Origin of the sequence: Nonomuraea sp. NPDC050556 (genome assembly GCF_044457355.1) — a bacterium.
GTDB lineage: Bacteria > Actinomycetota > Actinomycetes > Streptosporangiales > Streptosporangiaceae > Nonomuraea.
Window position 1 is genome coordinate 851,304 of record NZ_JBITGU010000002.1, and the last position, 17,707, is coordinate 869,010.

General features: G+C 70.5%; 16 protein-coding genes. 6 read left to right on the forward strand and 10 right to left on the reverse strand.

What is annotated here, in order from left to right; genetic code table 11:
* Positions 1 to 3 precede the first annotated feature (3 nt).
* Positions 4 to 3,018: a DUF4153 domain-containing protein gene (locus tag ACIBG8_RS22055; protein WP_397344739.1), complete on the reverse strand. Its 3,015-nt coding sequence runs from the start codon at positions 3,016 to 3,018 to the stop codon at positions 4 to 6.
* Positions 3,015 to 3,689 carry a response regulator transcription factor gene (locus ACIBG8_RS22060; protein ID WP_397344740.1) on the reverse strand — a complete coding sequence of 225 codons (675 nt, stop codon included), beginning with the start codon at positions 3,687 to 3,689 and terminating at the stop codon, positions 3,015 to 3,017. Before ACIBG8_RS22060 ends, ACIBG8_RS22055 begins: the two co-directional genes overlap by 4 nt.
* 155 nt (positions 3,690 to 3,844) lie before the next feature.
* Between ACIBG8_RS22060 and ACIBG8_RS22065 the strand changes: the two genes are divergently transcribed.
* On the forward strand, positions 3,845 to 4,681 hold the full coding sequence (locus ACIBG8_RS22065) for an arylamine N-acetyltransferase (RefSeq protein ID WP_397344741.1): 837 nt from the start codon (positions 3,845 to 3,847) through the stop codon (positions 4,679 to 4,681).
* Here the strand turns inward: ACIBG8_RS22065 and ACIBG8_RS22070 are convergent.
* From ACIBG8_RS22070 to ACIBG8_RS22080, 3 genes are all read right to left on the reverse strand, one after another.
* Entirely contained in the window at positions 4,674 to 5,612 is a 939-nt protein-coding gene (locus ACIBG8_RS22070) for a GNAT family N-acetyltransferase (protein ID WP_397344742.1), read from the reverse strand. The two genes, ACIBG8_RS22065 and ACIBG8_RS22070, sit on opposite strands and share 8 nt — an antisense overlap.
* Before the next feature lie 107 nt (positions 5,613 to 5,719).
* Positions 5,720 to 6,961 (reverse strand): acetyl-CoA acetyltransferase, encoded by a 1,242-nt coding sequence (locus ACIBG8_RS22075; protein ID WP_397344743.1) that lies wholly within the window; start codon positions 6,959 to 6,961, stop codon positions 5,720 to 5,722.
* Positions 6,958 to 8,484, reverse strand: coding sequence for a class I adenylate-forming enzyme family protein (locus tag ACIBG8_RS22080; protein WP_397344744.1), 1,527 nt, complete (start codon positions 8,482 to 8,484; stop codon positions 6,958 to 6,960). The genes ACIBG8_RS22075 and ACIBG8_RS22080 overlap by 4 nt, the downstream gene beginning before the upstream one ends.
* Positions 8,485 to 8,570: 86 nt before the next feature.
* Here ACIBG8_RS22080 and ACIBG8_RS22085 point away from each other — a divergent pair, with 86 nt between their 5' ends.
* Positions 8,571 to 10,121: a hypothetical protein gene (locus ACIBG8_RS22085; protein WP_397344745.1), complete on the forward strand. Its 1,551-nt coding sequence runs from the start codon at positions 8,571 to 8,573 to the stop codon at positions 10,119 to 10,121.
* A 161-nt stretch (positions 10,122 to 10,282) separates the two neighbouring features.
* On the opposite strand, the gene ACIBG8_RS22090 is transcribed toward ACIBG8_RS22085, so the two are convergent.
* Complete coding sequence (locus ACIBG8_RS22090) at positions 10,283 to 10,831, reverse strand: dihydrofolate reductase family protein (protein WP_397344746.1); 549 nt, start codon at positions 10,829 to 10,831, stop codon at positions 10,283 to 10,285.
* A gap of 35 nt (positions 10,832 to 10,866) precedes the next feature.
* Complete coding sequence (locus ACIBG8_RS22095; protein WP_397344747.1) at positions 10,867 to 11,760, reverse strand: winged helix-turn-helix transcriptional regulator; 894 nt, start codon at positions 11,758 to 11,760, stop codon at positions 10,867 to 10,869.
* A gap of 53 nt (positions 11,761 to 11,813) precedes the next feature.
* Here ACIBG8_RS22095 and ACIBG8_RS22100 point away from each other — a divergent pair, with 53 nt between their 5' ends.
* From ACIBG8_RS22100 to ACIBG8_RS22115, 4 genes are all read left to right on the forward strand, one after another.
* Positions 11,814 to 13,229 carry a carotenoid oxygenase family protein gene (locus ACIBG8_RS22100; protein WP_397344749.1) on the forward strand — a complete coding sequence of 472 codons (1,416 nt, stop codon included), beginning with the start codon at positions 11,814 to 11,816 and terminating at the stop codon, positions 13,227 to 13,229.
* Complete coding sequence (locus ACIBG8_RS22105; protein ID WP_397344750.1) at positions 13,226 to 14,332, forward strand: acetyl-CoA C-acyltransferase; 1,107 nt, start codon at positions 13,226 to 13,228, stop codon at positions 14,330 to 14,332. Before ACIBG8_RS22100 ends, ACIBG8_RS22105 begins: the two co-directional genes overlap by 4 nt.
* Positions 14,329 to 15,219, forward strand: a complete 891-nt coding sequence (locus ACIBG8_RS22110; protein WP_397344751.1) for an LLM class F420-dependent oxidoreductase — start codon at positions 14,329 to 14,331, stop codon at positions 15,217 to 15,219. The genes ACIBG8_RS22105 and ACIBG8_RS22110 overlap by 4 nt, the downstream gene beginning before the upstream one ends.
* 67 nt (positions 15,220 to 15,286) lie before the next feature.
* Positions 15,287 to 15,481 carry a hypothetical protein gene (locus ACIBG8_RS22115; protein ID WP_397344752.1) on the forward strand — a complete coding sequence of 65 codons (195 nt, stop codon included), beginning with the start codon at positions 15,287 to 15,289 and terminating at the stop codon, positions 15,479 to 15,481.
* 18 nt (positions 15,482 to 15,499) lie between these two features.
* Here the strand turns inward: ACIBG8_RS22115 and ACIBG8_RS22120 are convergent, their stop codons facing one another.
* The 3 genes from ACIBG8_RS22120 to ACIBG8_RS22130 are packed head-to-tail and all read right to left on the reverse strand — an operon-like array spanning position 15,500 to position 17,628.
* Positions 15,500 to 16,504, reverse strand: a complete 1,005-nt coding sequence (locus ACIBG8_RS22120; protein WP_397344753.1) for a hypothetical protein — start codon at positions 16,502 to 16,504, stop codon at positions 15,500 to 15,502.
* A gap of 48 nt (positions 16,505 to 16,552) precedes the next feature.
* Positions 16,553 to 16,852 carry a DUF3817 domain-containing protein gene (locus tag ACIBG8_RS22125; protein ID WP_397344754.1) on the reverse strand — a complete coding sequence of 100 codons (300 nt, stop codon included), beginning with the start codon at positions 16,850 to 16,852 and terminating at the stop codon, positions 16,553 to 16,555.
* A 5-nt stretch (positions 16,853 to 16,857) separates the two neighbouring features.
* Entirely contained in the window at positions 16,858 to 17,628 is a 771-nt protein-coding gene (locus tag ACIBG8_RS22130) for an SURF1 family protein (RefSeq protein WP_397344755.1), read from the reverse strand.
* Positions 17,629 to 17,707 lie beyond the last annotated feature (79 nt).

Genomic DNA, 17,707 nt, shown 5'->3' on the forward strand with positions numbered 1-17,707 from the left:
GCCCTAGTCCTGGCTCCTGGTGAGCGGACAGGCGACCTTGCCCAGTACCAGATGCTCGGCCAGCACCTCACGCGCGCGCGACCTGGCCAGGTTCCACCCGTTCCACGCGTCCGGCTTGTCCAGGCCGTTGGCGGACACCACGTCGGCCAGCACACAACTGCGCTGCGGCTCAGGCAGCCTGTCCAGCGCTGGTACGGCTTCCGCCCCCAGATCCCCCAAGTAGTCGGCGTCGAGCCGGTCGATGCCGCGCACGTCCACCTGAGTGGCGGCGACCAGGTAGTCCGGGTTCACCATCGAGAACGTGCCGAGCCCGAGCGCGGTCACCAGCACGACCGTGCGCGGCAGCCAGGCCGCGCTCCGCCCCGCCAGCCGTACCGCACCCGCCAGCAGCACCAGCGCGAACAGGGCGCCCAGCCACCACACGGTCGCCTGCACCGAGAGCCGCAGCCGCGACAGGCCGTAGGCGTCGGTGTAGAGGTCCATGCGGTGCAGCGCGGAGAACAGGATCACCATCGTCAGCCCGCACAGGATCCCGAGCTGCCCGGACAGCACCCAGCGCTCCCGCCGCCCGACCTTCAGCACGCCCCCAGCGAGCGTGACGATGCCGAGCACCACCACGCTGACCACGACGAGCTGGAAGAACCCCTGCCTGGCGTACTCCGCGTAGGTCAGCCCCCTGGTGTGCAGCACCTGCTCGTTGCCGCCGAACAGGAACCTGATCTGCACCGCGACGAACGCCGCGAACAGCAGGTTCACCGCCGTGAGCGGCACCATCCAGACGCTGGTGCTGACCCTGGCCTTCATCGACGGCCCGATCGGGTCGTTGACCGGGCGCAGCGCCACGAGCACCACGGCCGCCAGGAACAGCGCGCCGACGAGGAACAGGAACACCCGGACCGGCACCGACTCCGCCCACTCAGGCGCGGTGAGCAGCCGGTTCACGTAGGACTCGAAGACCGCGTCCGCAGAGGCGAACAGCACGCCGAAGACGACGAGGAGCACGATCGTGATCGCCACGCCGCCGAGCAGCGGCAGGATGCGCCTCTTGGCCGCCAGGTTCTTCAGCGGCGCCGCGATGAACCACGGCACGGGCGCCAGCGACAGCAGCACCGACATGCCGCCCCTGATCACGCCCAGCCAGCCCGCGCCGGCCCCCGACACCGCGAGCGCCCCGAGCCCGAACCCGGCCAGCAGCATGAGCGAGACCAGCCAGTCCGCGTCCCTGATCACGGCCATGGAGATCAGCCAGTAGGCGGCGAGCCCGAAGGCCACGGTCCACGGCGTCATCCTGCGCAGTACGGCCGGCAGCGCGGCAGCGCCCAGCACCAGGGCGACCAGCACGAACCCCAGCCCGGTCTGCGCGTACGGCAGGGCCACGGCGCAGAACACCCCGGCGCCGGCCGCGGCGGGCAGCAGCCAGCGCGGCGTGTCCGGCAGCTCGGGCCTGGGGAACAGCGGCGGCGGCACGTAGGCGGGCGGCGGGCCGTACCCCTGGGCGGCGGCCGGGTGCCCCGGCGGCGGCTGCGGGCCGTACGGGACCGGCCTGGTGTAGGGGATGGGCTGGTACTGCCTGCGTTGCATGTTGCGCGCCACGTACGCGCCCAGCGCCATGCCGCCGCACGAGCAGGCGAGCAGCGTGAGGAGCGCGATGGCGCCGCCGAAGGCGATGCTGGCGAAGACGGCCGCGAGCAGGCCGAAGATGAAGCCGAGCACGCCACCGATGACCCCACCGCCGAACATCCTGGCGTAGCTGATCTCCGGCTCCACCGGGGGATCGATCGGCCACGGGGCCCGCGTGAGGCCCGGCTCGGGGGGAGGGCCTCCCTGCGACATGGCGAAGGCGGGCGCGGGCGTCTCGACGGCGTTGCCCTCGACCTCGCGGACCTCGACGCGGGCCGCGTGCGCCTCCGGCTCGTCGAGCCCACCCGACGGGACCGAAGCAGGTTCCGCGACCAGCGGTGCGATCTGAGCGAGCGGCACGTCCGCTGCTGACGACGTGATGACCTCTTCTTCCCCCTGTTGAGCTTCCACCGACACGGTCCTCTCGGGTAAGTCGACGATCATGCGGCACCCCGCGCAGTCGTCGATGCGAATGGAGCCGCCGTGCAGTTCGACGATCTCCTTGACGATGGCCAGCCCGAGCCCCGCTCCCCCGGAGTCGGCCGTCCGTCCCTCGTCGAGCCGGGAGAAGCGCTCGAACACCCGGCTCCTCGCCGTCTCGGGAATGCCGGGTCCGCAGTCGGACACGGTGATCCGTACGCCCGAGCCCTGGGCCGAGCCCGCCATGGTGACCAGGCCGGAGGCCGGGCTGTGCCGTACGGCGTTGTCCAGCAGGTTGGCCAGGACCTGCGCCAGCAGGTCGGGGTCGGCGCGCACGGCCAGGTCGCGCGGGACGTGCTGGGTGATCCGCACGTCCTCGCGGGCCATCGAGGCCTCGCGCACCGCCTGCTCGACCAGCGGCCCCAGCGACACCGTCTCAGGCTCGATGAGCCTGACCCCCGAGTCGAGCCGCGACAGGTCCAGCAGCTGCGCGACCAGCCTGCCCAGCCGTTCCGTCTGTGCGAGCGCTGTGCGCATGGTGACGGGGTCCGGCGCGGAGACCCCGTCGACCACGTTCTCGAGTACGGCGCGCAGCCCCGTGATCGGGGTGCGCAGCTCGTGGCTCACGTTGGCGACCAGCTCGCGCCGCTGCCTGTCGACCTCGCCGAGGTCGGCGGCCATCGCGTTGAACGCCCTGGCCAGCTCGCCCACCTCGTCCCGCGATGTGGCGCTGACGCGCAGGTCGTAGCGGCCCTTGGCGATCGTCTGGGCCGCTCTGGCCATCTCGCGCAGCGGTTTGGTCATGCCGCGGGCCAGCACCTGCACCATGATCATCGCCAGCGCCAGCGCGATGATCAGCCGTACTTCCCTGGGGAAGAGGTCGACGAGCTGGTAGACGCTGATCCCGACCGCCACCGCGAGCACGATGACGATGCCGAGCTTGACCTTGATGCGTCCCAGGAAGTCGAGGGGGTTCATCGGCGCACCAGCGCGTATCCGACGCCGTGCACCGTGCGCACGACGTCCGAGCCGAGTTTCCTGCGCAGCGCGCGCACGTGGCTGTCGACGGTCCTGGTCGCCGCCGCCTCGGAGAAGCCCCACACGTCCGACAGCAGCCGGTCGCGCTCGAAGACCTGGCCGGGCCGCTCGGCGAGCCTGCGCAGCAGGTCGAACTCGGTCCTGGTGAGCTGCGCCTCCACCCCGCCGACGAAGACGCGGCGGGCGGCGGTGTCGATCTCGACTTCCCCCACCCTGATCACCGTGTCCTCGGCGACGAGCTGGGTGGCGCGCTCGACCCGGCGCAGCAGCGCGTGGATCCTGGCGACCAGCTCGCGCATGCTGAACGGCTTGGCCAGGTAGTCGTCAGCGCCGACGCCGAGCCCGACCAGCATGTCGGTCTCCTCGCCGAGCGCGGTCAGCATGAGGACGGGCACCGGGCGCGCCGCCTGCATCCTGCGGCACACCTCCAGCCCGTCCAGGCCGGGCAGGAGGCGGTCGAGGATGACCAGGTCGGGTTGCGCCCTGCCGTACTCGGTCAGTGCGGTGTGCCCGTCGCCGGCCACCCGCACCTCGAAGCCCTCGGCGACCAGCCTGTTCCGTACGGCAAGCGCGATCGTCGCGTCGTCTTCGACCACCAGAACCTGTTTCACGGATGGCAGCCTAGAAGGGTCGCGTGCAGACGACACTCCCTAAAGTGTGCACATCCTGTGCAGACTCGGAGCGGCGCGATAGCCCGGAGAGAGCGGGGCTTGGGCCGATGCCAACGGAGGGCGCAGCAAGCGCGACCATAGATAGGGTGACTCGCGTGGATCCCTCTGCCTACCTGCGGCGACTGGGCCGCGGCGACCTCATCGGCGCGCCCGCGGACCTGGAGACGCTCACCGCGCTGCACTCCGCGCACATGGAGCGGGTCGCCTACGAGACGCTGGAGATCTGGCTCGACCGGCCCACGACCGTGGACCCGCTGGAGTCGGCCGCGCGCATCGTCGGCGGCAGGGGCGGCTACTGCTACCACCTGAACGGCGCCTTCGGCGAGCTGCTGCGCACGCTCGGCTACGAGGTGCGCAGGCACGTCGGCGGCATCCAGCCGCGCGACGGCGAACCGGAGATCACCGGCAACCACGTGGTCCTGACCGTGCACGGGCTGGGCGACTCGGGCTGGCTGGTGGACATGGGCATGGGCGACGGCCCGCACCGGCCGCTGCCGCTCGTCGAGGGCGTCTACGAGCAGGGCCCCTTCACGTACGGCCTGCGCCCGTCCGAGATCGCGCCGGGCGGCTGGCGGTTCGACCACGACCCGAGCGGCTCGTTCCCCGGCATGGACTTCGGTCCCGCCGAAGCCGACATGACCGCATTTATCGATATGCACGAGTATCTGTCCACCTCGCCGGAGTCCGGTTTCGTGAAGCACGCGGCCGTGGTCGGCCGGGTGGACTCCGCCGGGGTGGACGTCCTGCGCGGCCTCTCCCTCACCAGGATCGGCCTCGGCCGCCGCTCGACCACGCTGGAGACGGCCGACGACTACTTCGCCGCGCTCGCCGACGTGTTCTGGCTGACCCTCGACGACGTGACCACGCAGGAGCGCGAGCGCCTGTGGGCCCGCCTGGTGCGGGCCCACGAGCGCTGGCTGGCGGCTACGTGAAGATCATCCGTTTGCCGGTGACCTTGTAGCCGATCCGGTCGAAGATCGCCGCCATCGGGAAGTTCCCGACGTCGGTGTTGTCGGTGATGAACGGCTGGCCCTCGTCGGCGAAGATGTGCATCGCCTCGGCCAGCAGGTCGTAGGCGTAGCCGTGGCCTCGGTGCCTGCTGTCGACGCCGATGTAGCCGATCGTCGCCGAGCTGCCGTTGTGGGTGGGCATGACCATCCCGACCAGCTCGCCGTCCGCGTCGTAGGCCAGCCGCCAGCGATCGCGGCCGCCCGGCATATCGGCGACCTGCTGCAGGCCCTCGGCGGCCACGTCCTTGACGTCCCTGCTGAGCAGCTCTTTCCGGTCCCAGGCGTCCAAGCTGCCCTCGAGGATGTGCTCGAGCAGGCCGAGCAGCAGGGCGTCGTCCGCGGCCTCGGTGAAGGTGAGCCTGGTCGAACGCGGCGGCAGCCCGTACTCCGGCTCCCAGCGCAGGTTCAGCCGCTCGACGTGGAACTCGAGCCCGGCCTTCTCCGCCGCCGCGATGCGGGCCTCCGCCTCGGGCAGGCCCTTCCACTCCGGGGGCAGGAACAGGTTGTACTCGGGGCGTTCGTAGCCCATCGGATGGGTGTAGCCGGGCCCCACGAGCGCCGCGTAGGCGGCCTTGAGCAGCGCCGCCCCGTTCTCGACGGTGTCGAAGTCGAAGTAGTCGAGGCTCATCGGGTGGTCGAACTCCGGGCGTCCCCAGAAGGAGGCGCGGGCCACGACCTCGTCGCCCCGCTGGGCGATCCACACCCATTCAGGGCGGTAGTCGCCGTCGGCGGCGAGATCCTTGAACGTCCGCGAGCGAACGCCCACGCCGTTGGTCGGCAGCGGGGCGTTGATGGTGTCGAAGAGGGGGAACTCGCTCTCGTCGGCGAGAGCGCGGAAAATCAGTCCAGACAAGGAGGTCTCCTGTGAGAGGGAGCGCTCCTCAGGCCTCGATGCCGAGGTGGGAGCGCGAAATCAGGGTGAACATGCGGCTTCCACCTCCTTTCGGCTGAGATCAGACCCTAACCCGTCACCACGAAAGCGGCAACGGTGGTGCAACTGCCGCCGATGTTCAGGGTCAGCGCGGTGCGCGCGCCCTCGACCTGCGTCTCGCCTGCCGTACCCGAGACCTGCCTGGCCGCGTCGTGCAGCATGCGCACGCCGGTCGCACCGACGGGGTGGCCCAGGCCGATGAGGCCGCCTGACGGGTTCACCGGCAGGCTGCCGCCGAAGTCGATCACCCCGTCCTCGATCGCCCGCCACGCCTGGCCCGGCGGGGTGAGCCCGAGGTGGTCGAGCGCCGCGTACTCGGTGACGGTGAAGCAGTCGTGCGTCTCGATCACGTCGAGGTCGTCCACCGCGATCCCGGCGCGGCCGTAGGCGTCGAGGGCGGCCTGGCGCAGGTGCGGGAACAGGTACTCACCGCGTACGGCCAGCTTGTCGGCGAGCAGCATCGGCGCGGTCCTGTGGCCCCAGCCGGAGATCACCGGACCCCTCGACGCGACCCGCGAGGAGGCCAGCACGACGGCCGCCGCGCCGTCGGTGATGCGGCCGCAGTCGTACTTGCGCAGCCGTCCCTCCACGATCGGGTTGAGCGCGTCGTCCTCGCCGAAGCAGCCGTCGGGGAAGCTCCACTCGCGCGCCTGGGCCAGCGGGTTCCTGAGCGCGTTGCCGTGGTTGATCTCCGCGATGCGGGCCAGGTGCTCGTGGCTGAGCCCGTACCGCTCGTCGATCGCGTCGGCGATCTCGGCGAACAGCGACGGCCACGGGTAGTTGGCGCCCAGCGCCTCCCTGCCCGCCCACGCGGCGCTGCCCAGGTGGGCCGCTGCCTCCTTGGCGCCGACGTTGCGCATCAGCTCGACCCCGACGACGAGCGCCACGTCGTAGCGCCCCGCCTCCAGGTCGGCCATGGCCGCGAGCAGCGCCATCGACCCGGAGGCGCAGGCGGCCTCGTGCCTGGAGGTCGGCAACATCGACCACGCCGGGTCGATCGACGCGACCATCCCGCCGAGCTGCGCCTGCCCGGCGAACAGCTCCCCGGCCAGGTTCCCGACGTGCGCGACCTGGATCTCCTCCGGCCGTACGGCCGTCGCCTCCAGAGCGCCCCTCGACGCCTCCTCCAGCAGCTCGTAGAGCCCGGCCGCCTTCAGCGCGAAGTCCGTCTGGTACCCGCCGAGGACATGGATTCTGGTGTGCCCACCTTCGGCGGGCACACCAGAATCCAGAGGGCTGTGTTTCCTGGTTCCCTCGCTTCGCTCGCTCACAGCCCCTCCTTCAGCGTGCGCTTGAGGATCTTGCCCAGGGGGTTGCGCGGGAGCGCCTCGACCTGCCGCAGGCGTTCCGGCAGCTTGTAGGAGGCGATGCCCTTGCCGCGCAGGAACTCGACCAGCTCCTCCAGCGTCACCTCGCCCGCCACCACCGCGCACACCCGCTCGCCGAGCACCTCGTCCGGGTAGCCGACGACCGCCACCTCGGCGACCGCGGGGTGCGCCTGGATCAGCGCCTCCAGCTCGGCTGGGGCGATGTTCATGCCGCCGCGGATGATCAGGTCCTTGGCCCGGTCGACGTACTGCAGGTGCTCTCCGACGTACTGGAACACGTCGCCGGTCTTCAGGTAGCCGTCCTCGTCGAACGGGTCGGCCGCCGCCGTGCCCGCCAGGTATCCGGCGAAGACGGTCGGCCCGAGCAGCCTGAGCTCGCCGGGCACACCCTCCTCGGTGATCTCCTTGCCCTCCGGGTCGACGAGCTTGACCCTGGGCACGTCCGGCCGGGGGAAGAAGCGGGCGCGGTCCTCGGGGTCCGGCATCTGCTCGGGGCCGGACAGCAGCGCGATGCCCTCGTTGGAGCCGAAGAAGTTGATGATCGCGATGCCGTGCCGCTCCTGCCAGCCCTTCACCATCGACGGCGGCAGCGGCGCGGAGCCGGAACCGATGCGGGTGAGCCTGCCGAGGTCGAGTTCCTGGGTGAGCAGCATCGTGAGCAGGGCGGGCGGGGCGAGCGTGTATGTGACGCCCTCTTCCGCGATCTGGCGCAGATAGCTGGGTAGATCGAAGGGATGGTGCTGGACGAGCACTGCGCCGGTGCGCAGCCAGGGCAGGAAGACGCCGCCGATCCCGGCCATGTTGACCATGGGGAACGGGTTGAGGATCACGTCGTCGCCGGTGAGCGCGGGCGCGGCCGTACAGTTGGCCTCCACCGCGAGCCAGTCGTAGTGACACCTGGGCACGCCCTTGGGCGTCGCCTCCGTGCCGGAGGTCCAGCAGATCGTCACCCGGTCCCCCGGGTCTGCCTGGTACGGCGGAGCCGGGTCGGCGGTCGCCGTGTCGAGGTCGCCGCCCCACTGCAGCACCCTGGTGCCCTGCGGGGCGCGGTCGTTGCCCTTGGCCGCGACGAAGAGCCCGGCCTGCGCCAGCGGGAGGAGCTGGGCGAGCTCGTACTCGCGATATTGCACGGGGAACGGCATGACGGTGGCGCCCAGCCGTACGACGGCCAGGAACGTGACGGCCAGCTCCACGCTGTTGGGGAGCTGGACGGCCACCACGTCGGCCGGGGTGATCCCCTCGGCGTGCAGCACGTTCGCCACGCGGGAGACCTCGGCGTCGAGCTCGGCCCAGGTGAGCCGCTTGTGCGGCGTCGGGAGGAGATCGGCCTTGTTGAGCGGGTCCACGATGGCTGGGGCGCCTGGCCTGGCCTGGACCTGCGTCTGGAGGAGGGCGTCGATCGTGTCCCGCGTCCACCAGCCGTTGGCCAGGTAGGTGGCGATCCGCTCGGGCGAGTGCAGCGACATGGTCGGACACTACGAAAACAGAAGCCAGCCGTCAATGGCTATGCCCTGGCCCATGCGGATATCGTGCTGTTCGGAGGAAAAGGACCATGAGGCTGGCGGGGCGCTATCGGCTGTTGAACGCCCTGGGGGAGGGCTCGGTTCGGCTTGCCTTCGACGAGTCGCTCCACCGGGACGTCGCGGTCAAGGAGCTGCGTTACCCTGCCTCGCCCGCTGACCTTCGCGCTGCCGCGCTGGTCAGGCACCCTTCGCTGGTGACCGTGCACGAGGTGCTGGTCGAGGAGGGGCGGACGTGGCTCGTCATGGAGTTCGTGTCCGGGGCCTCGCTGGAGCGGTCGGTGCATGCGCGGCATCCGCTGCCCGTGCCGCAGGCGGCGCGGATCGGGGCGCACCTTCTGGGAGCTTTGACGGCTGGGCATGTGGCGGGGTTCGTCCATGGGCGGGTGAATCCGGGGAACGTCATGCTGACGACCTCGGGGCGGGCGGTGCTGACCGGCCTGTGCGGGCCTCGGCCGTCTTTGCCTGCGTCGTCCGACCTGTGGTCTCTGGCCGCGACGCTGCATTTCGCCTTGGAGGGACGGCCGCCGGGCGACTCCCCCGCCGGGGGCGACGACCCGTTGCGCGCGCTGATCAGGGACCTGCTGCAGCCGTACGGGCCGCCGGAGGTGGAGGTGGTGGCGCAGATGCTGGACGACATCGCCAGCAACCGCCGCCGCCCAGGCCGCCACGCCGCCCCACCCCCCACCGCGCCACCCACCCCGACGCCCGCCATCCCACCCACCCTCACGCCACCCACCCCAACGCCCGCAGAAACACCCACGGCCACGCCCGTGAGCGTGCCGCCCTCGATACCCGCGACCCCGCCGGTCGCCTCCGCGCCGACGGAAGAATCGGAGCCCACAGCACCGCCTGCGAGCACGCCCACGCCGATGCCCCCAGAACCGCCCGTCGTGGCGCCGCCGGTGGAGGAGGCGCCTCTGCCTGCTCCTGTGGTGGCTGAGCAGCACCAGACGCCCGAGCCGTACCCGACCCCTGAGCCGTACTTCACGCCCGGCGCCTACCCGACCCCCGAGCCCTACCCCACCCCTGACCCCTACGCGACGCCGGACCCCTACCCCACACCCGAGCCCGCGGGCCAGCGGGCGCCGATGCTGGTCAGTGCGGGCGCGGGCCTGCGCAGGGCGTTGCGCCGCAAGCGGGACGCCGACGCCCCCGTAAGAACCCTCGACCAGATGATCAGCACCACCGGCCCCCTCCCCCCCGAGCGCGTGGCCGCGATCGGCCTCGCCGTACTCGACCAGCTCACAGCCGTCCACGAGCGCGGCGAGTACCACGCCGACATCCGCCCAGGCACGATCCTGGTGGGCGACGGCGGCGGCGCGACCCTGGACGTCCCCCTGATGCCGAGCGGCATCTCCGCCTACACCGCCCCCGAGGGCGGCACGGGACCGGCGGCCGACCTGTGGTCGCTCGGTGCGACCTTGTACACGGCGGTCGAGGGCACCCCGCCCTCCCCCGGCGCCCCGCTGACGAGGGCGGGAGCGCTGGCCCCTGTCCTGTTCGCCCTGCTGGCGGGCGACCCGTCCCAGCGCCCCTCCGTCGCATCCCTCCGCCACCAGCTCAAGGCCGTCATCAGCTAGACGATGGGAAAACAAAGACCTCTCCGAGGAGACGAGAGAGGTCTTTTATTGGCGCTCAGAGCGCAACACGAGAAGAGGACGGGAGGGGGTGATGAGCTCCCCTCAAAAGGAGAGAAGGGCATTGATGGGAGGGTCTCCTCTCCCGGTCCTTCCGGGTGCTCTCAAGCGGAGGGGTGTTTCGGGACATAGGTGGCGACGATGACGCCGGTGGCGAAGGTCCTGACGTCGGCGAGGTCCAGCTTGACCGCGCTCCCCGAGTGGAACAGCAGCCCGTCCGCCCCGTGCCGCCCCACGATCTCCGGATGGATCCACACCCGCAGCTCGTCCAGGACCCCCGCCTCCAGCAGCGCCCGCCCCACCGGCCCGTACCCGTACATGATCAGGTTCTCCCGCTCCTTGATCCTGGCCACCTCACTGACCAGATCGCCCTCGATGAGCTGGGAGTTGTTCCACATGAGCGTGGAGAGCGTGGTCGAGGCGACGTACTTGGGCATGGAGTTGAACCGGTCCGCGAAGTCCCCGGTCCGAGGTGTCCACGACTTGGCGAACCCCTCGTACGTCCTGCGCCCCATGAGCATCGCGTCGGCCCCGTAGAGCATCTCGCTGGCGAACGCCCCCGCCTCGTCGTTGAAGTAGGCCAGCGACCATTCCTGCGGCTCGGCCTGCACACCGTCGAGGGAGACGTAGGTGGAGTTGATGATTTTTCCCATGCCCCAACACTGCCTCAGGCCACTTACGGAATCCTTCAGGAAAGCCTGTAGTGGATGTCGGTACGCCGTAGGGGCCGGCCGCACGCCGTACACAGAAGGACCGGGTCGAGGGCGGCCCCGCACGGCTTGTGGGTGATGGTGAGCGCCGACCCGTCGGGCGCGGGCAGCTCCCGCTGCGCCCAGTCGACGAGGAACGCGAAGACCTCGAAGAACGCCAGCCCCTTGTCGGTGAGCCGGTAGGACCCGTCGCCGGTGAAGCTGAACACCCCGAGCTCGACGAAGCGCCTGAGCCGGTCGGTCAGCACCGAGGGCGCGATGCCGAGCCGCGCCTGGAAGTCGACGAACCGCCGCGTGCCGAGGAACGCGGCGGCGAGCAGCGTGGTGCTCCAGCGGTCGCCGAGGATCTCCATGGAGTCGGGGCAGTAGGCGATGAGGTCGTCGCGGGCGTCGGCCCTGACGGTGCGCCGGTGCTGGCGCGGCAGGCCGATGCGGCTGAAGTCGGCGAGCGGCCCCTGCTCGGTGTGGGTGTCGCGGGCGCTCATGGGCTCGCGGCAGGAGCCGCAGGCGAGGTACGGCCTGGCCTCGTTCCCGCAGGTGTCGTGCACGAGCGGCGGCAGGCTCGCGCGATCCGCCCAGTCGCGCTCCCACGACTGGATCGCCACGAGGAACGACCACAGGTCGAGCCCGCGCTGGGTGAGGCGGTACTCGTAGCGCGTGCGCCCGTCGCGGTAGGCGGCGAGGGTGAAGATGTCGTGCCTGACCAGCTCCTTGAGCCTGGTGGACAGCACGGACTCGGAGATGCCCAGCTCGTCGCGCCATCCGGCGAAGGTGCGCACCCGGCGGAGGAAGGCGCGCTGCAGGATGAGCAGCACCCACCGGTCCCCCAGGATGGCGAGCGCCTGCCCGATCGCGCTGAGCTCCGTGTTCACCCGCCAACTCTAGGGCATTGACCGGCTGACTTCTTTTATCGTAGCGTCGGGGCATGATGGATGAGTCCGGCGAGCAGAACCCGTACCTGCTGGGCGTCTACGCCCCCGTCCAGGACGAGATCACGGCTGAGAATCTCCAGGTGATCGGCGAGATCCCGCGCGACCTCAACGGCGTCTACCTGCGCAACGGCCCCAACGCGCGGTTCCCGATGAAGGGCCGCTACCACTGGTTCGACGGCGACGGCATGGTGCACGCCATGCACTTCGAGAACGGCCGGGCGCGCTACCGCAACCGGTACGTGCGGACCAAGGCGTTCGAGGCGGAGACCGCCGAGCAGAAGTCGCTGTGGACCGGCGTGATGGAGAGCCCGAAGGGCAACCCGTTCGGCAACACGCGCGGGCTCGGGCTCAAGGACTCGGCGAACACCGACGTGATCTTCCATCGGGGCCAGGTGCTGGCGACCTGGTACCTGTGCGGCGCGCCGTACAGCGTCGATCCCCTGTCGCTGGAGACGCTGGGCGTGCAGACGTTCCTGGACACGCTGACCGGCGACTTCATGGCGCACCCCAAGGTGGACGAGCGCACCGGGGAGCTGTTCTGGTTCGACTACGGGCCGCGCAAGCCGTACCTCCGCTATGGCGTGGTCGGCGCTTCAGGAAAGGTCGAGCACTGCGTGGAGCTGGACCTGCCCGGGGCGCGGCTGCCGCACGACATGGGGATCACGGAGAACTACGCGATCCTCATGGATCTGCCGCTCTATCAGGACCTGGACGCGGCCCGCGAGGGGCGCTACAAGCTCACCTTCAACAGGGACCTGCCGTCCCGGTTCGGCGTCATCCCCCGCAGAGGCACCCAGATCCGCTGGTTCGAGGCCAAGCCCTGCTACATCTACCACGTCGTCAACTCGTGGGAGGAGGGCGAGGAGATCGTCATGGACGTCTGCCGGGTCTCGCGCCCCGCGCCCGCCGGGAGCGGCAGCCCGCTGTCGCGGATGATCTCCTACCTCAAGCTCGACGCCCGGATGTACAGGTACCGGTTCAACCTGGTCACCGGCGCCACGCAGGAGGCGTACGTCGACGAGGACCACAACACCGAGTTCCCCTCGATCGACGCGCGCCGCGCCGGATATCTCAGCCGATACGCCTACAACGTGTCGGTCAAGGACGCGGCGACCAACCTCTTCGACGGCCTGGTCCGCTACGACAACGTCACCGGCGCCAAGGAGACCCACTACTTCGGCGAGCACCGCTACGGCAGCGAGGCCCCCTTCGCCCCCCGCGACGGCGCGACCGCCGAGGACGACGGCTACCTGGTGAGCTTCGTGACCGACGAGCGCGAGGGCACCTCCGAGGTGCAGATCCTCGACGCCTCCCGCATCTCGGAGGGCCCGGTGGCCCGGGTGCTGCTCCCCGTGCGGGTCCCGCTCGGCTTCCACGCCACCTGGGTCAGGGCGGACCAGCTGCGATGACCGTCTACGTCTACGAGACCCTCCGCACCCCGCGCGGCAAGGCCCGTCCAGGCGGCGGCCTGCACGACGTCTCCCCGCTCGACATGCTGGCGAAGCTCCTCCAAGGGCTTCCCGTCGACAGGGCGGACGACGTCATCGTCGGATGCGCCTCCCAGAACGACGACCAGGGCGCGAACCTGGCCCGCACCGCCGCCCTCGTCAGCGGCTTCGACGCCCCCGGCATGACCGTCAACCGCTTCTGCACCTCCGGCATCGACGCGGTGCGCACGGCCTACGCGCTGGTCGCCTCCGGCCAGGCGTCCTCGGTCGTGGCGGGCGGAGTCGAGTCGGTGTCACGGGTGCCGATGTTCTCCGACCGCGGCCCGCTGTGGTCCCTCCCGGCCGGGCGGATCCACATGGGCACCGCGGCCGACGTGGTGGCCACCGTCGAGGGCTTCACGCGGGAGGAACTCGACCAGTACGGCCTGCGCACCCAGACCCTGGCGGCCGCCGCCTGGGAGGCGGGCCGCTACGCCAGGTCCCTGTTCCCGGTGAACGCCCTCACCCACGACGAGCACGTACGGCCGGGCCAGACCATCGAGGCGTACCGCGCCATGGAACCGGCCTTCGCCAACCCCGAACAGGACGCGCTCACCGGCATGGACAAGGTGAACCACCTGCACACCAGAGGCACCTCCCCCAGCCTGTGCGACGCGGCCGGCGTGGCCCTCATCGGCAAGGACCTCCCGCTAGAACCGCGCGCCAGGATCGTCGCCACCGCGACCGCCACCGCCGACCCTGTCCTGATGCTCACCGCCGGGCAGACCGCCGTGGAACAGGCCCTGGCCAGTGCGGGGCTGACCGCTGACAACGTCGAGGTGTTCGAGTTCGCCGAGGCGTTCGCCGCGCTGTGCCTGAAGTTCCAGCGCGACCTCAAGGTCGGCGACGACCGCTTCAACGTCAACGGCGGCACGATCGCGATGGGCCACGCGTTCGGCGCCACCGGCGTCCTGCTCATCGCCGCCTGCGTGGACGAGCTGGAACGCAGGAAGGCCCGCTACGGTGTGGCTGCCGTGTCGGGCGCCGCCGGCAGCGGTTCCGCGATCATCCTGGAGCGCGTATGAAGCTGTCGGTCTCCCTCGGGCTCTGGCAGGACAGGCCGGCCGCCGAGGCGCTGGTGACCGCGCGGGCCGCGGACGAGCTTGGCTATCCGGAGCTGTGGATCGGCGAGATGGCGACCTACGACGCCTTCGCGCTGGCGACCGCGATCGGCCTGGCCACCGAACGCATCCCGCTCACGGTCGGGCCGCTGGCGGTAGCCGTACGCGACCCCGCGATGATCGCGATGGGCGTCGCCTCGGTCGCCGACCTCACCGGGCGGCAGGTGAACGTCGCGGTCGGCACGTCCAGCCCGGTCGTCGTCGAGGAGTGGCATGGCAGGGAGCGCAGGAGCAGCCAGCTCCGCGAGACGGTCGAGCAGCTCAGACCCCTGCTGGATGGTGAGAAATCCGGCTACCGGCTCCGGCTCCCCGCCCCGCGCTCCGAGATCACCGTCGCCGCCTTCGGCCCCCGGGCCGTGAAGACGGCGGCGCTGGCCGACCGCATGGTGCTCAACCTCGTCACCCCGGCCTCGGCCAACCGCCTGGCCGCGGGAAGGACCGCGGTCTGGGTGATCGCCGCGGTCGACCCCGACCAGGAGGCCGTGGAACGCATCAGACGCGGCCTGGTCGGCTACCTCGCCGCGCCCGGCTACGGCGAGATGTTCGCCGAGGCCGGTTTCCAGGACGTCGTCGACTTCGCCAGGACCAGGCCGCACCCGCGCGACCTCCTCCAGGCCATCCCCGACGCGCTGCTGCACGAGATCGCGCTGATCGGCGGCGTGGACGAGGTCAGGGAGCGGCTCAACGCCTACCGGGTGGACGAGATCGCGCTCGTCCCGGTCAGCACGGACGCCGACCCCGGCGGGGTCGACACGCTGAAGATGTTGCGATATATCTCGGATGGAACCTAGCCGGGGTGTCCACTCGTTGACCCGAAGACGCAGAATGAGAGACGTCCGCGTTCTAGAGGAGTTGACGATGTCGCCAGTCCAGAAGTACGCCATCGGCGCCGGTGCCGCCGTCGTGCTGTCTTTGATCATCTTCGGATTCGGGTGGATCACCACGCTCATCGTCCTGGGCGTCATCGCCGCTCCGGTCGTGGGCTACCTGATGCTCGACCCCTCCCAGCGGGAGCGGCTGAAGAGGAACCGCAGGCGCGGCATCGGCCGTTGACCGATGCCGCTCGACGGCTCAGGTGCAGGTCACCTTCACTGAGGCGGTGGCCTGCCGCCTGGGTTCCGGGCTGACGATCTCCAGGGTGTAGTCGTAGGTCCTGGTCTCCTCGAAGATCACCGATCCCAGCGGCACCGTCTGGGTCTGCGGCCCCGTCCCGTTGAACACCACCTCGCGGACGGTCGGCCCGACGAAGGTGTACTTCACCGTGACCGGCCCGTCGCTCACGCTGACGTCGAACGACGCGGGCGCCTGCGCGGGGGTGTACGGCGGCGGCCCGGTCGGGCAGGGACCGGTGAAGGTCGGCTGGATGTTCAGCTTGACGGAGGTCACCTTGGGTCCGGGCGGCTTGCAGACGAACTTGTAGGTCACCTTCGGGCTGATGGCGTGGGCCGGGCTCAGCACCTCGATCTGCCGCCAGCCCTCCTCGCTCTTCTTGACGTACAGGACGTCGGTGAAGGTCCTGGACCGTCCGTGGATGTACGCCGTGCGCACGTCACCGGCGCCCTGGTCGCTCACCCAGCGCCAGCGCACGGCGACCCCGGGGCGCGACACGTCGATCCTGCCGGTGTAGGTGATCGGCACCCCGGCGGCCGGGCACTCGTCGTTCCATCCCTCGCGGTCGCTGCCGATGACGGCGTCGACGCTCACGGGTCGGGGTTCCGGGCGGTCACACCGTACGGAGAAGTAGGCCCGCTTCGAGGTGACCCCGTTGACCTTGATCGCCTGCCAGCCACGGGTGCCGCGGGTGAAGGTCTGCCGCTCGGTCACCACCGCGGAGGAGCGGACACGCAGCCTGCGCAGCGGCCTGGTCGAGCCGTCGCCACGGACCCACCGGTAGGTGACCTTGCCAGAACCCCTGATCTTCGCGCTGAACGTCACCGTCACCGGGCACGCGCCGCTGTAGTGCTCGGGCGTCGCGCTCACCCAGGCCACCCGCGGCGCCGCGACGGCGGCCGGGGCCGACGCCAGCATGATCGACATTGCGGCCAGCACTCCGGCGGCCGTCGTGAGGACTCTCATGCGCCCAGCAAAGGCGCGATCACCGCGCGGCGCATGAGCAGGGGGTACTTAAACGGGTGCGAGCACCCTCCGGGTGACCCTGCGCTCGACGTAGAACGACAGGAAGGGCACCGTGCCGCCGAGCATGACCCCCAGCATGTACGGCCAGCTCCAGCGCGCCTTCATGCCCAGGTTGAGCACGGTGACGAGGTAGATCATGTAGAGGAAGCCGTGGATCTGCGCGATGACCAGCGACGGCCACCACTCGACGCCGACGACGTACTTCAGCACCATGCCGAGGCAGAGCACGAGCAGCATGACGCCCACGATGTAGGCCAGCACCCGGAACGGCTTGAGGGCGGACTCCACTGTTTTCAACCTTCCAGAACCATCTCGGGGGACTTGCGGTGTTCCCTGTCGGTGCGGACGGCGTCGCGCACGAAGTGGAACCACATGAAGACGGCGAACCCTGCGAAGATCCACCAGTTGGCCGCGTAGGCCAGGTTACGCCAGGTCAGCGTGCCGCCCTGCATCGGCGGAGCCACCCTGACCGGGGTGAGTTCCGTACCCCCGGTCGCCACGACGAAGCCGTCGCGTACCTTCTGGCCCTGCCACAGGTTGATCAGCTCGGCCGTAGACACGGTCTGCACCTGCCCCTGCGGAACCCCTTCCGAGCGCCGCTGCACGCTGTCGGTGCCCTCGGCCGGGCGCAGGCGCCCCTCGACGGACACCTTCCCCTGGGGTACGGCGACGCCGTCCGGCTTGGCCGTCCAGCCGCGGACCACGGGGACGAGCGTGCCGTCGTCGAGCCTGAGCGGGGTGAGCACCCAGTAGCCGGCGTCGCGCGCCACGTTGCCGCCCGGGGCGTCGGCGCTGGGCGGCCGGTCGGCGACCAGCAACTGCCTGTCCGCGTCGTAGACGCCCTGCGCCGAGACCCGGCGACTGACGGCGTCGACCTTGATCTGCGCGCCGACCTGGGCGAGCCCGGTGACGCTCACCGGCGCCGGATCGACGACCGCGTGCGGTTTGCCCGAGTCCTCGAAGACGCCGAGCTGCCAGCGACCGAGCAGGATGAAGGCGATGAGGACCACGATCGTCACCAGGTGCAGCCCGAGCTGCCGGGGGGCGAGGAGGGTCCTGAGCATGCTTCCAAGCTATACGCGCAGGCCCTCGGTCCGATAACCAGCCTGCATCTACGAGTCCTCACAAAAGGTGCAAAACCAC

Bases quoted from the DNA above. Each gene is read 5' to 3' on its own strand.
- ACIBG8_RS22055 (WP_397344739.1), bottom strand. From the start codon at position 3,018: ATGAACCCCCTCGACTTCCTGGGACGCATCAAGGTCAAGCTCGGCATC.
- ACIBG8_RS22080 (WP_397344744.1), bottom strand. From the start codon at position 8,484: ATGTCGCTGCACTCGCCCGAGCGGATCGCCACCTACCTGGCCAACGGC.
- ACIBG8_RS22085 (WP_397344745.1), top strand. From the start codon at position 8,571: ATGAGGCTGGCGGGGCGCTATCGGCTGTTGAACGCCCTGGGGGAGGGC.
- ACIBG8_RS22090 (WP_397344746.1), bottom strand. From the start codon at position 10,831: ATGGGAAAAATCATCAACTCCACCTACGTCTCCCTCGACGGTGTGCAG.
- ACIBG8_RS22100 (WP_397344749.1), top strand. From the start codon at position 11,814: ATGATGGATGAGTCCGGCGAGCAGAACCCGTACCTGCTGGGCGTCTAC.
- ACIBG8_RS22105 (WP_397344750.1), top strand. From the start codon at position 13,226: ATGACCGTCTACGTCTACGAGACCCTCCGCACCCCGCGCGGCAAGGCC.
- ACIBG8_RS22110 (WP_397344751.1), top strand. From the start codon at position 14,329: ATGAAGCTGTCGGTCTCCCTCGGGCTCTGGCAGGACAGGCCGGCCGCC.
- ACIBG8_RS22115 (WP_397344752.1), top strand. From the start codon at position 15,287: ATGTCGCCAGTCCAGAAGTACGCCATCGGCGCCGGTGCCGCCGTCGTG.
- ACIBG8_RS22120 (WP_397344753.1), bottom strand. From the start codon at position 16,504: ATGAGAGTCCTCACGACGGCCGCCGGAGTGCTGGCCGCAATGTCGATC.
- ACIBG8_RS22130 (WP_397344755.1), bottom strand. From the start codon at position 17,628: ATGCTCAGGACCCTCCTCGCCCCCCGGCAGCTCGGGCTGCACCTGGTG.